Below are 17812 nucleotides of genomic sequence, written 5' to 3'. Positions count from 1 at the left end.
GGCGAGGCAAGGGGTCTCGTGCAATTTCCTTCATCCCGGCGTCGGCGCGCTGGGGGAAGGCGGGGCTCAGCCGCTAAACTGTGGCGGTTTCCACCCTCGCGACGCGCCGCCGCAGGCGCGTCCGCCCGATCCACTGGAGTTCCGCTTGATCAAGCCGCGTACCCCGCCCGGGGTCATGGAGCTGCTGCCTCCTGACCAGATCGCTTTCCAGCGCATGCTGGATACGATCCGCCGAAATTTCGAACGCTTCGGCTTCCTGCCGGTGGAAACGCCGGTGATGGAGCTGTCGGAAGTGCTGCTGACCAAATCCGGCGGCGAGACCGAGCGGCAGGTGTATTTCGTGCAGTCCACCGGTGCGCTCGGCAAGGCCGAGGGCGCGGGCGAGGGCATGCCGGAGCTGGCGCTGCGCTTCGATCTGACCGTGCCGCTGGCGCGTTTCGTCGCCGAGCACGAGCATGAGCTCGCGTTCCCGTTCCGTCGCTACCAGATGCAGCGCGTGTACCGCGGCGAACGCGCCCAGCGCGGGCGTTTCCGCGAGTTCTACCAGTGCGACATCGACGTGATCGGCAAGGACGCGCTGAGCGTGCGCTTTGACGCCGAACTGCCGGCGGTGATCCACGCGGTGTTCAGCGAGCTGGACATCGGCGCGTTCACCATCCAGCTCAACAACCGCAAGCTGATGCGCGGATTCTTCGAGGCGCAGGGCGTTGCCGACGGCGAACTGCAGGCGCTCGTGCTGCGCGAGGTCGACAAGCTCGACAAGCGCGGCGAGGACTACGTGCGCGAGACGCTCACCGGCGAGGGCTTCAACCTGCCGGCCGATGGCGTGGAGAAGATCCTCGATTTCGTGAAGGTGCGGTCGACCTCGCACGCCGACGCGATGGCGCAGCTGGATGCGCTGGGCGAGGGCAACGACTCGTTGCGCGACGGCGTGGCCGAGCTGCGCGAAGTGCTGGAGCTGGTGCGCGCGCTCGGCGTGCCGGAAACGCATTACGCGCTGAATTTCTCCATCGCGCGCGGCCTGGATTACTACACCGGCACCGTCTACGAGACCACGCTCAACGACTACCCGCAGATCGGTTCGATCTGCTCGGGCGGTCGCTACGAGAACCTCGCCAGCCACTACACGAAGTCGAAGCTGCCCGGCGTGGGCATCTCGATCGGCCTGACGCGCCTGTTCTGGCAGCTGCGCGAGGCGGGCCTGCTCGGCAAGGCGACCGGCAGCACGGTGCAGGCGATGGTCGCGCTGATGGATGCCGATTCGCTGCCCGACGCGCTGGACATCGCGCGTCGCCTGCGCGGCGCGGGCATCAACACCGAGATGCAGATGGAAGCGCGCAAGATCGGCAAGCAGTTCCAGTACGCCTCCCGCGCCGGCATCCGCTTCGTCGTGCTGACCGGCGAGGACGAGCGCGCACGCGGCGTGGTCGCGGTGAAGGACCTGCTGCGCGAGGAGCAGTTCGAAGTCGCGCGCGAAGAACTCGCGAGCACGTTGCGCGTGGAGCTCGAGCAGGCGCACGTGCTGGCTGGACGTTAAGCCTTTCTCCTCCCTCTGTTTACAGGGGGAGGTTAGGAGCAAGCAGGTGAGGCGCGAGGCGCCGGGCGTTGCGGCGACCGACTTCACCACAACCCTCGCCGGCATTCGCAGGCGGGGAGTCAAAAACACAACGGAACCTCCATGAAACCCATCCGACTCGACGGCCGCTCCCTCACCCGCGCACAGCTGGTCGACGTGGCCTACGGCGCGCACGTCGAACTGGCGCAGGAGCAGCTTCCCGCCGTCGCGCGCGCCGCCGAATTCCTGGCCGAACAGGTCAGCCGCGAGGAGCCGATCTACGGCGTCTCCACCGGTTTCGGCAGCAACGCGGACCGCCTGCTCGGCAACCATCGCCTGCGCGATGAACTGCCCGGCAGCACGCGCTCGAACGAGTCGCTGCACGAGGAACTCCAGCGCAACCTCATCGTCACGCACGCGGTGTGCGTGGGTGAGGCGTTCGCGCCGGAAGTCGTCCGCGCGATGCTGTGCATCCGCATCAACACGCTCATGCGCGGGCATTCGGGCATCCGCGTGGAAACGCTGCAGGCCCTCACGGCGATGCTCAACGCCGGCATCGTCCCGGTCGTGCCGCAACTGGGTTCGGTCGGCGCGTCGGGCGACCTGGCGCCGCTGTCGCATCTTGCGATCGTGCTGCTCGGTGGCGGCGAGGCGTTCTACGAAGGCCGTCGCATGCCGGGCGCGCAGGCGCTGGAACGCGCCGGCCTGTCGCCGATCACGCTCTCGTACAAGGAAGGCCTCGCGCTCAACAACGGCACCGCGCAGATGCTCGCCTGCGGCGTGCTCGCGCTGGACAAGCTGGAAGACCTGCTCGACACGGCCGATCTCGCCGCGGCGATGACCATCGACGCCTTCGCCGGCCGGCTGGGCGCATTCGCCGAGGAAGTGCACGCGCTGCGCCCGCATCCGGGCCAGGTGCACAGCGCGGCGAACCTGCGCATCCTGCTGGAAGGCTCGACCCTGGCCGACATCCCGTACCACCTCGTGCCGAAGTTCCGCGCGTGGCAGCCGGGCAGCTGGGATACGGCGCAGGCGCAGCAGCTGCGTTTCGACATCGGCTGGGACTGGGTGCCGCTGGCGCAGCGCCACGGCCGCGAGAAGTTCTATCGCCGATTCCGCCCGTTCCGCGGCGGCAAGAAGCACCAGCCGCAGGACAGCTATTCGCTGCGCTGCATCCCGCAGGTGCACGGCGCGGTGCGCGACGCGATCGCGCAGGCCGCGCGCGTGCTCGACATCGAACTCAATGCGCTGACCGACAACCCCATCGTCTTCCCGGATGCGAAGGCGGAGTTCGTCGAGCAGCAGGTGATTTCCGCCGGTCATTTCCACGGCATGCCGCTCGCGCTGGCGATGAGCTACGTGAAGGCGGCCATTCCGGTGCTGGCAAGCATTTCCGAGCGCCGCCTCAACAAACTCGTCGATCCGTCGACCAACGACGGCCTGCCGGGCTTCCTCATCGGCAACGAGGACTCCACCGAATCGGGCCACATGATCGTCCAGTACACGGCCGCGGCGATCGTCAACGACCTGGCGAGCCGCGCGCATCCGGCGTCGGTGTATTCGATCCCGACCAGCGCCAACGCCGAGGACCATGTCTCGATGGGCGCGAACGAAGCGCGCCACGTGCTCGCGATGGCCGACGACCTGGGCAAGGTGATCGCGCTGGAGCTGTACACCGCCGCGCAGGCGCTGGACCTTCGCCGCGACATGATCAACGCCGCGCGCGACCTGGCGAACCGTGCCGACGCGGCGGCGCTGGCGGCCAAGATCGCCGGCGGCCCGACGCCGGGCACGCTGGAGTACGACGCCTTCCTCGACGAAGTCGAAGCGTTGCGCGTCGAGCTGGCGGACGCGGACGAATTCCAGCCGGGCCGTGCCGTGGCCGCGGCGCATGCGGCGATCCGCCGGGAGATTCCGTTCCTGGATCGCGATCGCGCGCTCGACGGCGAAGTCGCCACCGCGGTGCGCCTGGTCAAGGACGGCACGATCCTCGGCGCTGCGCGGGGATAAGGCAGGTCCCATGCGGCATTGCCGCGTGGCCTGCCGCACGTGCTAGGCGACTTCGCCCTGCGACGTGCGCACGCAATCGCGGCCGTCGGCCTTCGCGCGATACAGCGCCTGGTCGGCCAGCTGCAGCAACGGATCGACGCCGCCGAACGCGGCCGATCCGATCGCATGCACGCCGATGCTCGCCGTCACGGTGATCTCGTAGGTGCCGCTGCGGAACGGCGATTCGCGCAGGTGCTCGCGTAGATCCTCGGCGACCTGCGTCGCGGCAACGAGGTTCAACCCCGGCAGCACCACCACGAACTCCTCGCCGCCGAAGCGCGCCAGCAGCGTTTCCTGGTGCGGGCGCAGCGCATGCCCCAGCGTGCGTGCCGCCCAGCGCAGGCATTCGTCGCCGATCAGGTGCCCGTAGCGGTCGTTGATCGACTTGAAGTTGTCCAGGTCGATCATCAGCAGCGACAACGGCCGGCGGTGCTCGCGCGACTGGCGCAACAACGCATCGAAGCGGTCGCGGAAATGCGTGCGGTTGTGCAGCCCGGTCAACGCGTCGCGCTGGCTCGACTCGCGCAACCGCGCGTGCGCGTCCTCCAGTTGCACCAGCGCGCTGCGCAGCTCGGCGGTGCGCAGTTCGACCTTGTGCTCCAGCTGCTCTTTCGCATCGCCGGCGATGCGCTCGTTCTCGTTGCGGAACTGCGCGTAACGATGGCCCAGCGCGATCGAGAGCAGCAGCATTTCCAGCGCCGAGCCGATCTGCACGCCGTACTCGGTGAAGAAGTTCTTCGGCGCGAGCCCGAACGCGACGGCGACGAACAGTCCCGTACCGAGCAGGAACATCGCCCACGCCAGCAGGAACAGCCGCGCCGGCGCATAGCCGCGGCGCACCATCGCCACCGAGGCGAACGCGATCCACGCGATGCTCGCCAACACCGCCGCGCCGGCCACGGGCGTGGCGATGCGGTACGGCAGCCACATCGAGGCGACGCCCAGCAGCGCGAAGAACGCGATCAACGCCAGGCCCACGCGATCGCCGGGTGGCCAGCGTTCGCGCAGCCCGAGAAACACGCGGGCGAACTGCTGCATGCCGATCTGCGCCAGGCAGACCGACAGCGGGACCATCCGGTCGTTCAACCATGTCGACGTCGGCCACAGGTATTCGAAGCCCAGACCGTTGAGCGTGAACAGCACCAGCCCGAACGCCGACAGGTGCACCAGGTACCAGAAGTAGCTCGCATCGCGCAGGCTCAGCCACAGCGCCATGTTGTAGAAGAACAGCGCGAGCAGGATCCCGTAGTACGCGCCGATCACGAACTGCGCGTCGCGCGTGGTTTCGGCGAACGCGGGCACCGTGAGCAGCGACAGCGGCACCTGCATCGAACTTTCGCTGCGAACGCGCACGAACACGTCCACCGCTTCGCCGCGCGGCAGCGTTAGCAGGAAGTTCGGATGCCGGTAACGGATGGTGCGCACGCCGAAGGGCAGGTGGTCCCCGCCGCGTTGCAGCGACACGCGCCCGTCGGCGTGCCGCACGTGGACGTCGATGCGGTCGCTGAGCGCGTAACGTTGCACGAGCAGCCAGCGCGTTTCCGGGCTGTCGCGATTGAGCACGCGCAGGTGGAACCAGAACGCGCCTGTCTGGAACCCCAGCGAGGTCCGTCCGCCGGGCAGCGGCTGGAAGCGGCCTTCGTCGAGCCAGCGCATCGCGGTGTTCACATCGGCTTCGGCGGAGGCATCGCGGACAAGGCGCATCGCCGGGGCGAGGGTCACTTCGGTGGTGTCGCCCCGCAGTTCGACGGTCTGCATGGGCGAGCCCGCCGCCGGCCACGCGAGCGTCATCAACGCCGCGAGGCTGAGCCGGACCCATGCAGGCGCACGTTCCATGTCATCCCTTTGGTCGCGGGCTTTGCCCGGCGACCGTTCGATGATGGGCGGCGACGTGCCGCGGGGCGGGCCGCGACCCACGAGCGTCGCGGTGAGGCGGTCGTGACGCGGTCGTCACTATCGCCGCGAGGGGTGTGAACGAAGCGTTCAGGTCGGCCCGTCCAAGGGAACCGTCGTGGTTGACGCATCGGGGCTTGGAATGATCCAATGTATTAACGCGTTAATACATTGGTCCGCCATGAAGCGTCGTCCGCTCGAAAACGAACGCAGTGCCGAAAACCTCGCCTTCCTCGCGACGGCGCTCGCGAGCCTGCGCTCGGTCGAGGAGGTCCAGGCCTTCCTGGAGGACCTCTGCACGCCCGCCGAGCTGGAAGCGATGGGTGATCGATGGCGCGTAGTCCCGCTGCTGCAGGACAACGTCCCGTATCGCGAGATCCACGAACGTACGCAGGTGAGCGTCACCACCATCGGCCGCGTCGCGCGCACGCTCGAGCGGGGCGCCGGCGGTTACGGCATCGCCGCTTCCCGCCTTTCCACGCCTCCCGCCGCCGTCAACGCCGGCTGATCCGCTTCGGTTCCCAGAGATCCCCATGAGCCCGTCCCCCAACACGCCGGCGCGAGACCGCCTGCGCATCGCGATCCAGAAGTCCGGCCGCCTGGCCGATCCGGCCCGCGCCCTGCTGACCTCCTGCGGGCTGAGCTGGCGCGAGAGCCGCGACCGCCTGTTCTGCTACGGCGAATCGCTGCCCGTCGACCTGCTGCTGGTGCGCGACGACGACATCCCCGGGCTGATCGCCGAAGGCGTGTGCGACCTGGGCATCGTCGGTCGCAACGTGCTGCTGGAGCAGGGTTACGACCGCGTCGTTAACGGCAACCCGCCTGCGTTCCGCGAATGGCGCGCGCTCGGCTTCGGCGGCTGCCGCCTGGCGCTCGCCGTGCCCGACGGCTGGGACTGGCAGGGCCCGGAGCAGCTCGCCGGCAAGCGCATCGCGACCAGTTACCCGGCGTCGTTGACGCGCTGGCTCGCGGAGCAGGGCATCGATGCGAAGGTCGTGCTGCTCTCCGGTTCTGTCGAAATCGCGCCGCGCCTGGGCCAGGCCGACGCGATCTGCGACCTGGTCTCCAGTGGCGCGACGCTCGCGGCGAACCAGCTCAAGCCGGTGACGACGCTGCTGGAAAGCGAAGCGGTGCTCGCCGGCCCGGCGGAGCCGCTGGACGCCACGCGTGGCGAACTCGCCGACCTGCTGCTGCGCCGCCTCGACGGCGCGCTGCGCATCCGCCACAGCAAGCTGCTGCTGTTCCAGGCCTCGCGCCGCGTGCTGCCGGATCTATTGCCGCTGCTGCCCGATGCCGAAGCCCCGACCGTGATGCGCCTGGACGACAACGACGACCTCGCGCTGCAGGCGCTCTGCCACGGCGCCGTGACCTGGCAGCGGCTGGAGGAACTCAAGCGCGCGGGCGCGCGTGGCCTGATGGTGCTGCCAGTCGAGGGCATGCTGGCATGAGCGCCGTCGTCACCAGCGAGCCGCTGATGCGCCGCGTCGACTGGCGCCTGCTCGACAACCGCACGCAGACGCAGCTGCTGCGTCGTCCGGCGCAGCTCACGTCCAGTACGACCGCCTCGGCCGTCACCGCGATCATCGACGAAGTACGCGACAGCGGCGACGTCGCACTGCGCGCGTACGGCGAGCGTTTCGACGGCGTGGCGCTGGCCGATTTCGCCGTGGCCGACGCCGAGTTCGCCGCCGCCGAAGCGACGTTGTCGCCGCAGTTGCGCGCCGCGATCGACGAAGCGGCCGAACGCATCGCCACCTTCCATCGCGCCGGCATGACCGCGCCGTACAGCGTCGACACCGCGCCGGGCGTGCGGTGCGAGCGCGTGCTGCGGCCGATCCAGCGCGTCGGGCTGTACGTGCCGGCCGGTTCGGCACCGCTGCCGTCGACCGCGCTGATGCTCGGCGTTCCCGCGCGCCTGGCCGGTTGTCCCGATGTCGTGCTGTGCACGCCGCCGCGCCGCGACGGCAGCGCCGATCCGGCCGTGCTCTACGCCGCCCGACGCTGCGGCATCACGCGCGTGTTCAAGGTCGGCGGCGCGCAGGCGATCGCCGCGATGGCCTACGGCACCGCGACCATTCCGCGTTGCGACAAGCTCTTCGGCCCCGGCAACGCCTTCGTGACCGAAGCCAAGCGGCAGGTTGCGATGGACGTGGACGGGGCGGCCATCGACATGCCGGCCGGCCCGTCAGAAGTGCTGATCATCGCCGACGCGGGCGCGAATCCCGCGTTCGTCGCGGCCGATTTGTTGTCGCAGGCCGAGCACGGCCCCGACTCGCAGGTGCTGTTGCTCAGCGACGACGACGCGTTGCTCGACGCGGTGAGCGGGCAGCTCGCGGTCCAGCTCGCCCAGTTGCCGCGCGCCGATATCGCACGCCGTGCGTTGCAGTCGTCTAGCGCGATCCGCGTCGAGTCGATCGAACAGGCGCTGCAGGTGAGCAACCGTTACGCGCCCGAGCACCTCATCCTCGCGCTTCGCGACGCGCGCGCCGCTTTGCCGCGCGTAACCGCGGCCGGGTCGGTGTTCCTCGGCGACTGGGCGCCCGAGGCGCTCGGCGATTACTGCAGCGGCACCAACCACGTCCTGCCGACCAGCGGTGCGGCGCGCTTCGCGGGCGGGCTGAACATCGCGAGTTTCCAGGTGGCGATCACCGTGCAGGAAGTGCAGCCGCGTGGCATCGAGGCCATCGGCCCGTGCGCGGTCGAACTCGCGCGCGCCGAAGGCCTCGACGCGCACCTGCAAGCCGTCGCGCTGCGCCTGCAGGCGGTGGCGTCGTGAACGCCGTGGTCGAGACCAAGCGCGCCGCGAGCCCGCTCGCGCTGGTGCGCGAGGACCTGCGCGACTTCGGCGGTTACCGCTCCGCGCGCAGCGATCGCCTGCAGGGCGACGTGTGGCTCAATGCCAACGAATCGCCGTGGCCGAACCTGGCCGATGGCGACGGCGCGCTGCGCCGCTATCCCGACCCGCAGCCGCAGGCGCTGCGCGACGCGCTTGCCGCGCTGTACGACTGCGCGCCGGAGCAGCTGCTCGCCGGCCGCGGCAGCGACGAGGGCATCGACCTGCTCGTGCGCGCCGTCTGCCGCCCGGGCGGCGACGCCATCGTCGTCAGCACGCCGACGTTCGGCATGTACGCGGTGAGCGCGCGCCTGCACGGCACGCGCGTCATCGACGTTCCGCTGCGCGAAGGCGACGGCGAATGGCGCTGCGACTTCGAGGCCATCGGCGACGCGGCGCTCGCGCAGGACGCACGCATCGTGTTCCTGTGCTCGCCCGGCAATCCCACCGGCGCGCTGCTCCCCATCGGCGAAATCGCCGCCTTGGCCGACCGCCTGGAAGGCCGCGCGCTCGTGGTCGTCGACGAGGCGTACATCGAGTTCGCCGATGCGCCCTCCGCGACGCGCCTGATCGCCGCGAACCGCAACGTCGCCGTGTTGCGCACGTTGTCGAAGGCGCACGCGTTGGCGGCGGCGCGCATCGGCACGGTGATCGCCGATTCGGAGCTGATCGAGGTGCTGCGCCGCTGCCAGGCGCCGTATCCGCTGCCGTCGGCGTGCACGGACGAAGCGCTGCGTGCGTTGTCGCGCGACGCCGCGGCGCAGACGCGCGCCCGAATCGACACGGTGCGCGCCGAGCGCGACGCGCTCGCGCTGCGCTTGTCGTCGCTGTCAGGCGTACGTCGTGTCTACGCGTCGCGCGCGAACTTCGTGCTGGTGCGTTTCGCTGACGCGCAGTCCGCCTTCGATCGCCTGCTCGGTGCGGGCCTCGTCGTGCGCGACATGCGCGCCGCGCCCGGCCTCGGCGATGCGTTGCGCATCAGCCTGGGCACGCCGGAACAGAACGCCGCGGTGGTGTCGATCCTGGAGGCCCGCGCATGAGCACGACGCCGATCCTGTTCGTCGATCGAGACGGCACGCTGATCGAAGAACCGGCCGACTTCCAGATCGACCGCTTCGACAAGCTGCGCTTCGTGCAGGGCGTGATCCCCGCGATGCTGCGCCTGCGCGATGCGGGCTACCAGTTCGTGATGGTGACCAACCAGGACGGCTTGGGCACGGACGCGTTTCCGCAGGCGGATTTCGACGGGCCGCACGCGCTGATGATGCAGGTGTTCGAAAGCCAGGGCATCGCGTTCCGCGACGTGCTGATCGACACGAGCCTGCCGGCGGACAATGCGCCGACGCGCAAGCCGGGCATCGCGCTGGCGACGCCGCTGCTGCGCGATCGCGGCATCGACTGGTCGCGCTCGGCGATGGTCGGCGACCGCGAAACCGACAATGCCTTCGCGAAGAACCTCGGCATCCGCGCGTTCCAACTGCGCACCGCGCAGTTCGGCGGCGAATGGGACTGGCCGTCGATCGCGCACGAACTGGCCGACGCGCCGCGCACCGCGCGCGTGCGACGCCACACGCGCGAAACGCGCATCGACGTTGCAGTGGACCTCGATCACGCTGCCGAGCCGAAGGTGTCGACGGGGCTGGGCTTCTTCGACCACATGCTCGAGCAGATCGGAAAACACGGCGGTATTGCGCTGGAACTGCGCTGCGAAGGCGACCTGCACATCGATGAACACCACACCGTCGAGGACAGCGCGCTCGCGCTCGGGCAGGCGCTGCGCGAAGCGCTGGGCGACAAGCGAGGCATCGGCCGTTACGGCTTCACGCTGCCGATGGACGAGTCGCTCGCGAGCGCGGCGCTGGATTTCTCCGGCCGGCCATATTTCGTGTTCGACGGCGCGTTCGCGCGCGATCGCGTCGGCGGCTTGCCGACCGAGCTGGTCCCTCACTTCTTCCGTTCGCTGTGCGAAACCGCCGGCCTGAACCTCAACCTGCGCGTGCAGGGCGAGAACGACCACCACAAGGTCGAAGCCTGCTTCAAGGCCGTTGCGCGCGCATTGCGCCAGGCCGTGAAACGCGAAGGGCGCGAGCTGCCGAGCACGAAGGGCACGCTATGACCGACGTCGTCCTCATCGACTGGGGCGGTGGCAACATCGGCTCGGTTCGCTACGCCTTGGATCGACTGGGTGCGCGCTCCGTTCTCAGCGCCGACGCCGACACCATCGCCAACGCGCCGCGCGTGATCCTTCCTGGCGTTGGCGCGGCGGCCCCGGCAATGCAGCGCCTGCACGAACTCGATCTGGTGAACACGATCCGCACGCTCGACGCGCCGCTGCTCGGCATCTGCCTGGGCATGCAACTGCTGTACGAGACCTCGGAAGAAGGCGACGTGGAAGGCCTTGGCGTGCTGCGCGGGCGCGTCCGCCGCATCGAGGCCGCGCCCGGCGTGCGAGTGCCGCACATGGGCTGGAACCGCCTCCGGCGCGAACGCGCATCGCCGCTGCTCGAGGGCATCGAAGACGGCGAATGGGCGTATTTCGTGCACGGTTTCGTTGCGCCGATGAGCGATGACACGCTGGCGAGCAGCGAGTACGGCGGTGAATTCACTGCCGTGGCGGGGTGTGGTCGCCGCTTCGGCGCGCAGTTCCATCCCGAGCGCTCCGCGGCCACCGGGCAGCGCCTGCTCGCGAATTTCCTCGCGATGGAGGCCGCATGAACGCGTTTGCTTCCACGACGCCGCGTCGGGCGTTCGAACTGTATCCCGCGATCGACGTACGCGACGGCCGCGTCGTGCGATTGCATCAGGGCGACTACGAACGCGAGACGCGGTATGCGCCGTCGCCGATTGAGCTGGCCTCGCAATACGCCGAAAGCGGCGCCGGCTGGCTGCACCTGGTCGATCTCGACGCCGCGCGGGAAGGCGGCTACACGCTGCGCGCGCTCGTGCGCGAGGTTGTGACGCACACCGGCCTGAACGTGCAGACCGGTGGCGGCGTTCGCAGCGAGGACGACGTCGCGTTGATCCTCGATGCGGGTGCGCGACGCGTCGTCGTCGGGTCGCTCGCGGTGCGCGAAACCGAGCGCGTGCTGGGCTGGATCGCGCGTTTCGGTGCCGATCGCATCACCGTCGCGCTAGACGCGCGCCAGGACGCATCGGGCGCGTGGCGCCTGCCGACCGCCGGCTGGACGCAGGACAGCGGCGTCGAACTCGAAACGCTGGTGCGTCGTTTCGCCGATGGCGGGCTGCGGCATCTGCTGTGCACCGACATCGCGCGCGACGGCATGCTCGCCGGCCCGAACCTCGCGCTGTATCGCCATCTATCGAACCTTGCGCCCGAACTGTCCGTGCAGGCCTCCGGCGGCGTGCGCGATGTCGACGACATCGAAGGCGCGCGCGACGCGGGCTGCGCCGGCGCGGTGCTCGGCAAGGCGCTGATCGAAGGTCGCTTCGCACTGGAAGATGCTATGCGGAGGACGCAGCGATGCTGAGCCGCCGCATCGTGCCGTGCCTGGACGTGCGCGACGGTCGCGTCGTGAAGGGCGTGAAGTTCCGCGACCACGTCGACATGGGCGACATCGTCGAACTCGCGCTGCGCTATCGCGATGAGGGCGCGGACGAACTCGTGTTCTACGACATCACCGCGAGCCCCGAAGGCCGCAGCGTCGACCGCCAGTGGGTCGAGCGCGTGGCGCGCGTGATCGACATTCCGTTCTGCGTCGCGGGCGGCATCCGTTCCGTCGACGACGCACGAGCCGTGCTGCACGCCGGCGCGGACAAGGTGTCGATCAACACGCCGGCGCTCGATCGGCCGGAACTGATCGGCGAGATCGCCGAGGTCTTCGGCGTGCAGTGCGTGGTGGTCGGCATCGACAGCCTGCGCGACGAGGACGGCCAATGGCGCGTGCGCCAGTACACCGGTGATCCCTCGCGCACGCGGGCATTGGCGAAGCGCACGCTCGACTGGGTCGTCGAGGCGCAGGAGCGCGGCGCGGGCGAAATCGTCCTCAACTGCATGGGTAGCGACGGCGTGCGGCAGGGTTACGACCTTGAGCAACTGCGAGCCGTACGCGAACGGTGCGCGGTGCCGCTGGTGGCGTCCGGTGGTGCGGGCACGATCGCGCACTTCGCCGATGCGTTCCGCGACGCGGACGTGGACGCGGCGCTTGCCGCCAGCGTGTTCCACTCCGGCGCCGTGAAGATTCCCGAACTCAAAACCTACCTGCGCGGGCAGGGCATCGAGGTGCGCGATGTCGCGTGACATGACGTCCGGGGCGATCGACGCGCTCGCATGGGACAAGCAGGGCGGCCTGCTGCCAGCCGTCGTGCAGGACGCCGACACGCTGCGCGTGCTGATGCTCGGCTACATGGACCCGGCCGCGCTACGCACGACGTTGGACACCGGCCACGTCACGTTCTTCAGCCGCAGCCGCAACACGCAGTGGACGAAGGGCGAAAGCTCGGGGCATTTCCTCGACCTGGTCGCCATCGACGTCGATTGCGACAGCGACACGCTGCTGGTGACCGCGCGACCGCACGGTCCGACCTGCCACCTGGGTCGCACAAGCTGCTTTGCGGACGCGCCCGGTACACCGCCGTCGTTCCTGCACGAGCTCGATGCGCTGGTCGCCAGTCGCGAACGCGATCGTCCCGCGGGCAGTTACACGACGCAGCTGCTCGATGGCGGCATTCGCCGCATCGCGCAGAAGGTGGGCGAGGAGGGCGTCGAAACCGCGCTGGCGGCCGTCGCGCAGTCGGATGCGGAGCTGCTGGGCGAGGCCGGCGACCTGCTGTACCACCTGCTCGTGCTGTTGCGGGCGCGCGGGCTTGGCCTCGCGGATGTCGAGGCGCTGCTGCGGAACCGTCACGCCCGCTGAGGCAAGGCCTCCCGCTTCCGGCGGGCTCCGGCGCGGACGATAATCGCGCGAACCCGCCGCGCCGAGCCCGCCATGCCGCATGCCGTTCCAGCCGTCCTCATCGCCCTGTTGGCTACGTCGGGCGGCGCTGCGGCGCAGACCCCGATCGCCGGGCGCGTGTTCGACGATGCCAACGGCAATGGCGTGTATGACGTTCGCGAACGCGGCATCGCCGGCGTCAAGGTGTCCAACGGTCGCGATCTCGCCGTGACCGACGCACAGGGGCGCTACACCGTTCCGATGCGCGAGGGCGCGACGGCGTTCGTCGTGAAGCCGCCGCATTACGCCACCGCGTCGGGCGCCAATGGCTTGCCGTTGTTCTGGCATCACCTGTTTCCCGACGGCTCGCCTCCGCTGCGGTTCGGTGGGATCGCCGCGACCGCGCCGCTGGCCTCGTACGATTTCCCGCTTCGTCCGATCGCGCAACGCAAGGGCGATCTGAAGCTGCTGGTGTTCGGCGATCCGCAGCCCAAGAGCCTGGTCGATGTGGGGTATTACGAACGCGACATCGTCGATCCGATCGTCGGCAAGCACGATGCGCAGCTCGGCGTGAGCATGGGCGACATCGTCAACGACGACCTCTCGCTGTATCCGGCGGTGAATCGCGTCACCGCGAAGCTCGGCGTGCCGTGGCTGCACGTGGCGGGCAACCACGACCTGGATTTCGACGCGAAGCGCGACGAGGAAGCACTGCTCGGTTTCCGCAACGTGTTCGGTCCCGATACGTACGCGTGGGAGGAACCGCAGGCAAGCTTCATCGTCATGGACGACGTGGTGTACATGCCGGGGAAGAAGCCGTCGTACGTGGGCGGTCTGCGCGAGGACCAGTTCGCGTTCCTCGACGCCTACCTGGCGACGCTGCCGAAGGAACGCCGCGTCGTGATCGCCGTGCACATCCCGTTCTTCGAGCCGGTGCCCGGCGTGGAAACCTTCCGGCGTGCCGACCGCGACCGCCTGTTCGCGATGCTGGCCGATCGCCCGAACGTGCTGCTGCTCAGCGCGCACACGCACAACCAGCGTCATTACTTCCACGACGCCTCCACCGGCTGGCACGGCGCGAAGCCACTGCACGAGTACAACGTCGGCGCGACCTGCGGCGCGTTCTGGTCCGGCGTGAAGGACGCGCAGGACATTCCCGACACGACGATGAGCGACGGCACGCCCAACGGCTATGCGTGGGCGACGTTCAAGCCGGACGGCTCGTACTCGCTGCGTTACCAGGTCGCACGGGGCGCGAAGGATGAGGCGATCGGCCTGCACGCGCCGAAGGTGCTGCGGCGCGGGGCCTACCCGGCGTTCGGCGTCTTCGCGAACGTGTTCATGGGCGATGCCGCTACGCGCGTCGAGGTCCGCATCGACGGCGGCGAATGGAAGCCGATGAAGCGCGTCGAGCAGCCCGATCCGCGGCTGGTCGTGGAGAACATCGCGGACGATATGTCGCCGGCGCTGCGCGGCTACGATCGTTCGCCCGAAGCCGATCCGTCCACGCATCTGTGGCGCGGTGCGTTGCCGACCGACCTGCCCGTTGGCGAACATCGGATCGAGGTGCGCGCGTTCGACCGCTGGCAGGGCGAGCAGCGCGCGCAGTCGAGCTATCGCCTGGACGACGCGAAGGAGTAGGTGCCATGACCGCGCAGCTGCCGACCGACCTGCCGATCAAGCTGTTCAAGACGGAAGCGGCGTGGGAAACGTGGCTGGCCGCACATGGCGATCAGGCAGGCGTCTGGCTGAAGATCGCCAAGAAGGACACCGGCGCGAGGTCGGTCAGCTATTCGCAGGCACTCGACGTGGCGTTGTGCCACGGGTGGATCGACGGCCTCAAGCGCAGCTGCGACGCGCGGTATTTCCTGCAGCGCTTCACGCCGCGCAAGGCGAAAAGCCTGTGGTCGAAGCTCAACGTCGCGCGCGTGGAGAAGCTTGTCGCGGCCGGTCGCATGCAGGCGGCGGGGTTGCGTGAGGTCGACGCGGCGAAGGCCGATGGCCGCTGGGATGCGGCGTACCAGGCGGCGAGCGTCATGGAAGTCCCGCCTGAACTCGCCGCCGCGTTGGCGAAGAATGCGAAGGCCCGAAAGGCGTTCGACGCGCTGGATCGCACCAACCGCTACGCGTTCTGCTGGCGCGTGCACACCTCGAAGAAGCCCGAAACGAAGGCCGCGCGCGTGGAGAAGTTCATCGGGATGCTGGAGCGCGGGGAGAGGATCCACGGGTGATCGCCCGCGTTGGCCGGCGGGCGTGCGTGGTGGTGTGGGCTGCTGTTGTAGCCCGGGTAAGCGAAGCGCACCCGGGGCCTTGGGAGCGTCGATCCCGGGTGCGCTTCGCTTACCCGGGCTACAAAGGCTCAGCGGTGGTACGCCGAGTTGAACTTCGGCGAAGCGCGCGATGAAGCTTGCCGTGTGAAGCGGGCACCGCGAATGTCAACGCGTTCGCGCGCGCCGCCCCTCACTCCAACCCCCCTCCCGAAGGGAGAGGGGTTAGCGTTCAGCGAACCGACACGTCCGCGAACGTCTCGACGCGCGTGTGGCCATGCGTGGCGTCGCCGGAGCGTGGCGTCGCGTAATCCTCGAGACGGTCGATCAGCACCGTCTGCAATCCCGCTTCGCGCGCGGCGTCGAGTTCCTCGACGACGTCGGACAGGAACAGGATCTCGCCGGCCGGCAGGCCGATGGATTCGACGATGTTGCGATAGCTCTGCGCCTCGCGCTTGCCGCCCATTTCGGTGTCGTACCAGCCGGAGAAGAGCGTCGTCAGGTCGCCGGCGTCGCTATGGCCGAAGAACAGGCGCTGCGCGGGGACGCTGCCGGAGGAATACACGTACAGCGGCAGGCCGGCCGCGTGCCAGTCGCGCAGCGCCTTGGCCGCGTCGGGATAGATGTGTGCGGTGAAATCGGCGCTGCGATAGCCGTCGGCCCAGATCATGCCCTGCAGCGCCTTCAGCGCCGTGTGCTTGCGGTCCTCATCGATCCAGCCCTGCAGCACCTCCACGATCATCTCGTCCTGGCACATGCCGCCATTCTCGGTCGCCACCGCGTCGAGCCACTTGCGCACGCCCGGCTCCTTGCCGCGCGCGGCGACGAAGCGGGGCAGGGCACGGCGCGCGTACGGGAACAGCACGTCCTTCACGAACGAGATGCTGCTGGTGGTGCCTTCGATGTCGGTGAGGATGGCGGATATGGTCATGGCGCGAACGATTGGGTGCGAAGCAAGAAAGGAGAACTGGAACGAGCAACGAGTGGATGCGGCGAGCCAGGCCGAACGGACGGCCTGCGCGTCAGTCGCTCCGATGCGGAAGGAGTCGGGAGGCTTGAACGTGCGGAGCGCTTGATCGTCCTCGTTCCGTCCCACTCGTTCCGGGCGCTGTCAGCCGGCCTGGCCCTTCTCGTAGCGCGGGAAGCGCTGGGCGATGTCGGTGCCGGTGAAATGGCCGACCCAGCCGTCCGGCTCGGTGAAGAAGCGGATCGCGACGAAACTCGGCTCCGGACCCATGTCGAACCAGTGCTTCGTGCTGTCGGGAACCGCGATCAGGTCGCCCTGTTCGCACTTCACCTCGTACACCTCGCCCTCGACGTGGAGCGTGAACAGGCCGGAGCCCGCAACGAAGAAGCGGACCTCGTCTTCCTTGTGGAAGTGCTCGTCGAGGAACTTCGTGCGCATCGCCTCGCGCTGCGGGTTGTCCGGTGCGATGCTCACCACGTCAACGGTCTTGAAACCGTGCTGCGCGACGAGGCGGTCGATGTCGGCGCGATAGGCATCCATGATCGCCTCGGGCGCGTCGCCCGGCTTGACCGGCGCGGTTGCCTGCCACTGCTCGAACGCCACGCCGATCTTCCCCAGTTCCGTCGCCATTTCGGCGTGGTCGGACGTGGACAGGCGCGGGTTGGACGGATCGTTCTCGGTAAAGATGCGCAGGCGGCTCATCGCTGCAGTCTCCTCAGTTCAAGCTCGCAGCCGAGCAGGAATTCGAATGCTTCAAGGTGGCGCCGGGCTTCCGGCATGTCGCGGCCCCATGCGTAGAGGCCGTGGCCGTCGATCAGGTAGCCCCACATCGCCTGGCGGTCGAGCAGGCAATCGACCTGCGCGGCGAGCGTGTGCATGTCCTGGCTGTTGGGCAGCACGGGCAGCTCGACGCTGATTTCGTGGGTGGTGTTGCCGGAGAAGGCTTTCAGGAGTTCATAGCCTTCCAGGTGCACGTGCCCCGGGCCGGCGTACAGCCTGGACGCCACGGTCTGCACTTTCGAATGCGTATGCAGGACGCAGCCGATCTCGGGGAAACGCTTGTACAGCTGCGTGTGCAGCAGGGTCTCGGCGGAGGACTTCTGCGCGGTCGCGACCGGCTCGCCGTCGAGGTCGACCACCATGATGTCGGCTTCGGTCAGCTTGCCCTTGTCGCGCCCGGACACCGTGATGGCGATGTGCTGCTCGTCCATGCGACGGGAGAAGTTGCTGCTGGTCGCCGGCGTCCAGCCCAGCGCCGACAGCTCGCGCACGTTCACGATGATTTCCCCGGCGCAGTGCGCCAGGCGCTGGGGATCGTAGGGGACGGGGGTGTTCATGCCCGCAAGTGTAGCGGAC

The 17812-nt window shown here is 68.9% G+C and carries 17 protein-coding genes; 13 read left to right on the top strand and 4 right to left on the bottom strand.

Translation table 11 applies throughout. The features are described from left to right. The first annotated feature begins 145 nt into the window (after nt 1–145). Nucleotides 146–1537 (top strand): histidine--tRNA ligase, encoded by a 1392-nt coding sequence (gene hisS / locus LA521A_RS11840; RefSeq protein WP_281779107.1) that lies wholly within the window; start codon nt 146–148, stop codon nt 1535–1537. Between the two features lie 141 nt (nt 1538–1678). Continuing rightward, nucleotides 1679–3565 (top strand): HAL/PAL/TAL family ammonia-lyase, encoded by a 1887-nt coding sequence (locus LA521A_RS11835; protein WP_281779106.1) that lies wholly within the window; start codon nt 1679–1681, stop codon nt 3563–3565. Between the two features lie 42 nt (nt 3566–3607). On the opposite strand, the gene LA521A_RS11830 is transcribed toward LA521A_RS11835, so the two are convergent. Continuing rightward, nucleotides 3608–5440 carry a diguanylate cyclase gene (locus LA521A_RS11830; protein ID WP_281779105.1) on the bottom strand — a complete coding sequence of 611 codons (1833 nt, stop codon included), beginning with the start codon at nt 5438–5440 and terminating at the stop codon, nt 3608–3610. Between the two features lie 238 nt (nt 5441–5678). Here LA521A_RS11830 and LA521A_RS11825 point away from each other — a divergent pair, with 238 nt between their 5' ends. From LA521A_RS11825 to LA521A_RS11775, 11 genes are all read left to right on the top strand, one after another. Then, complete coding sequence (locus LA521A_RS11825) at nt 5679–6005, top strand: YerC/YecD family TrpR-related protein (protein ID WP_281779104.1); 327 nt, start codon at nt 5679–5681, stop codon at nt 6003–6005. Nucleotides 6006–6030: 25 nt separating this feature from the next. Beyond that, nucleotides 6031–6945, top strand: coding sequence for an ATP phosphoribosyltransferase (hisG, locus tag LA521A_RS11820; RefSeq protein ID WP_281779103.1), 915 nt, complete (start codon nt 6031–6033; stop codon nt 6943–6945). A 26-nt stretch (nt 6946–6971) separates the two neighbouring features. Beyond that, nucleotides 6972–8273, top strand: a complete 1302-nt coding sequence (hisD, locus tag LA521A_RS11815) for a histidinol dehydrogenase (RefSeq protein ID WP_281782080.1) — start codon at nt 6972–6974, stop codon at nt 8271–8273. Between the two features lie 5 nt (nt 8274–8278). After that, entirely contained in the window at nt 8279–9370 is a 1092-nt protein-coding gene (gene hisC, locus LA521A_RS11810) for a histidinol-phosphate transaminase (protein ID WP_281782079.1), read from the top strand. After that, the gene (gene hisB / locus LA521A_RS11805; RefSeq protein ID WP_281779102.1) at nt 9367–10446 is read left to right on the top strand and encodes a bifunctional histidinol-phosphatase/imidazoleglycerol-phosphate dehydratase HisB; all 1080 of its coding nucleotides are present in this window, start codon (nt 9367–9369) and stop codon (nt 10444–10446) included. The genes hisC and hisB overlap by 4 nt, the downstream gene beginning before the upstream one ends. Further along, nucleotides 10443–11045: an imidazole glycerol phosphate synthase subunit HisH gene (gene hisH / locus LA521A_RS11800; RefSeq protein ID WP_281779101.1), complete on the top strand. Its 603-nt coding sequence runs from the start codon at nt 10443–10445 to the stop codon at nt 11043–11045. The genes hisB and hisH overlap by 4 nt, the downstream gene beginning before the upstream one ends. Continuing rightward, a complete protein-coding gene (gene hisA / locus LA521A_RS11795; protein WP_281779100.1) occupies nt 11042–11818 on the top strand; it encodes a 1-(5-phosphoribosyl)-5-[(5-phosphoribosylamino)methylideneamino]imidazole-4-carboxamide isomerase in 777 nt (258 codons plus the stop codon). Before hisH ends, hisA begins: the two co-directional genes overlap by 4 nt. After that, entirely contained in the window at nt 11812–12588 is a 777-nt protein-coding gene (hisF, locus tag LA521A_RS11790; protein WP_281779099.1) for an imidazole glycerol phosphate synthase subunit HisF, read from the top strand. Before hisA ends, hisF begins: the two co-directional genes overlap by 7 nt. Then, complete coding sequence (gene hisIE, locus LA521A_RS11785) at nt 12578–13204, top strand: bifunctional phosphoribosyl-AMP cyclohydrolase/phosphoribosyl-ATP diphosphatase HisIE (RefSeq protein WP_281779098.1); 627 nt, start codon at nt 12578–12580, stop codon at nt 13202–13204. Before hisF ends, hisIE begins: the two co-directional genes overlap by 11 nt. A gap of 72 nt (nt 13205–13276) precedes the next feature. Then, nucleotides 13277–14863, top strand: coding sequence for a calcineurin-like phosphoesterase C-terminal domain-containing protein (locus tag LA521A_RS11780; protein WP_281779097.1), 1587 nt, complete (start codon nt 13277–13279; stop codon nt 14861–14863). 5 nt (nt 14864–14868) lie between these two features. Beyond that, nucleotides 14869–15453 carry a YdeI/OmpD-associated family protein gene (locus tag LA521A_RS11775; protein ID WP_281779096.1) on the top strand — a complete coding sequence of 195 codons (585 nt, stop codon included), beginning with the start codon at nt 14869–14871 and terminating at the stop codon, nt 15451–15453. Between the two features lie 268 nt (nt 15454–15721). Here LA521A_RS11775 and mtnC read toward each other — a convergent pair whose 3' ends face one another. The 3 genes from mtnC to LA521A_RS11760 form a co-directional block, all read right to left on the bottom strand. Further along, a complete protein-coding gene (mtnC, locus tag LA521A_RS11770; protein WP_281779095.1) occupies nt 15722–16420 on the bottom strand; it encodes an acireductone synthase in 699 nt (232 codons plus the stop codon). Nucleotides 16421–16600: 180 nt separating this feature from the next. Further along, complete coding sequence (locus LA521A_RS11765; protein WP_281779094.1) at nt 16601–17158, bottom strand: 1,2-dihydroxy-3-keto-5-methylthiopentene dioxygenase; 558 nt, start codon at nt 17156–17158, stop codon at nt 16601–16603. Beyond that, nucleotides 17155–17793: a methylthioribulose 1-phosphate dehydratase gene (locus tag LA521A_RS11760; protein ID WP_281779093.1), complete on the bottom strand. Its 639-nt coding sequence runs from the start codon at nt 17791–17793 to the stop codon at nt 17155–17157. Before LA521A_RS11760 ends, LA521A_RS11765 begins: the two co-directional genes overlap by 4 nt. Nucleotides 17794–17812 lie beyond the last annotated feature (19 nt).

Source organism: Lysobacter auxotrophicus, assembly GCF_027924565.1.
In the GTDB taxonomy this organism is placed as follows: Bacteria; Pseudomonadota; Gammaproteobacteria; order Xanthomonadales; family Xanthomonadaceae; genus Lysobacter_J; species Lysobacter_J auxotrophicus.
This window is presented reverse-complemented; position numbering and strand designations above follow the sequence as displayed.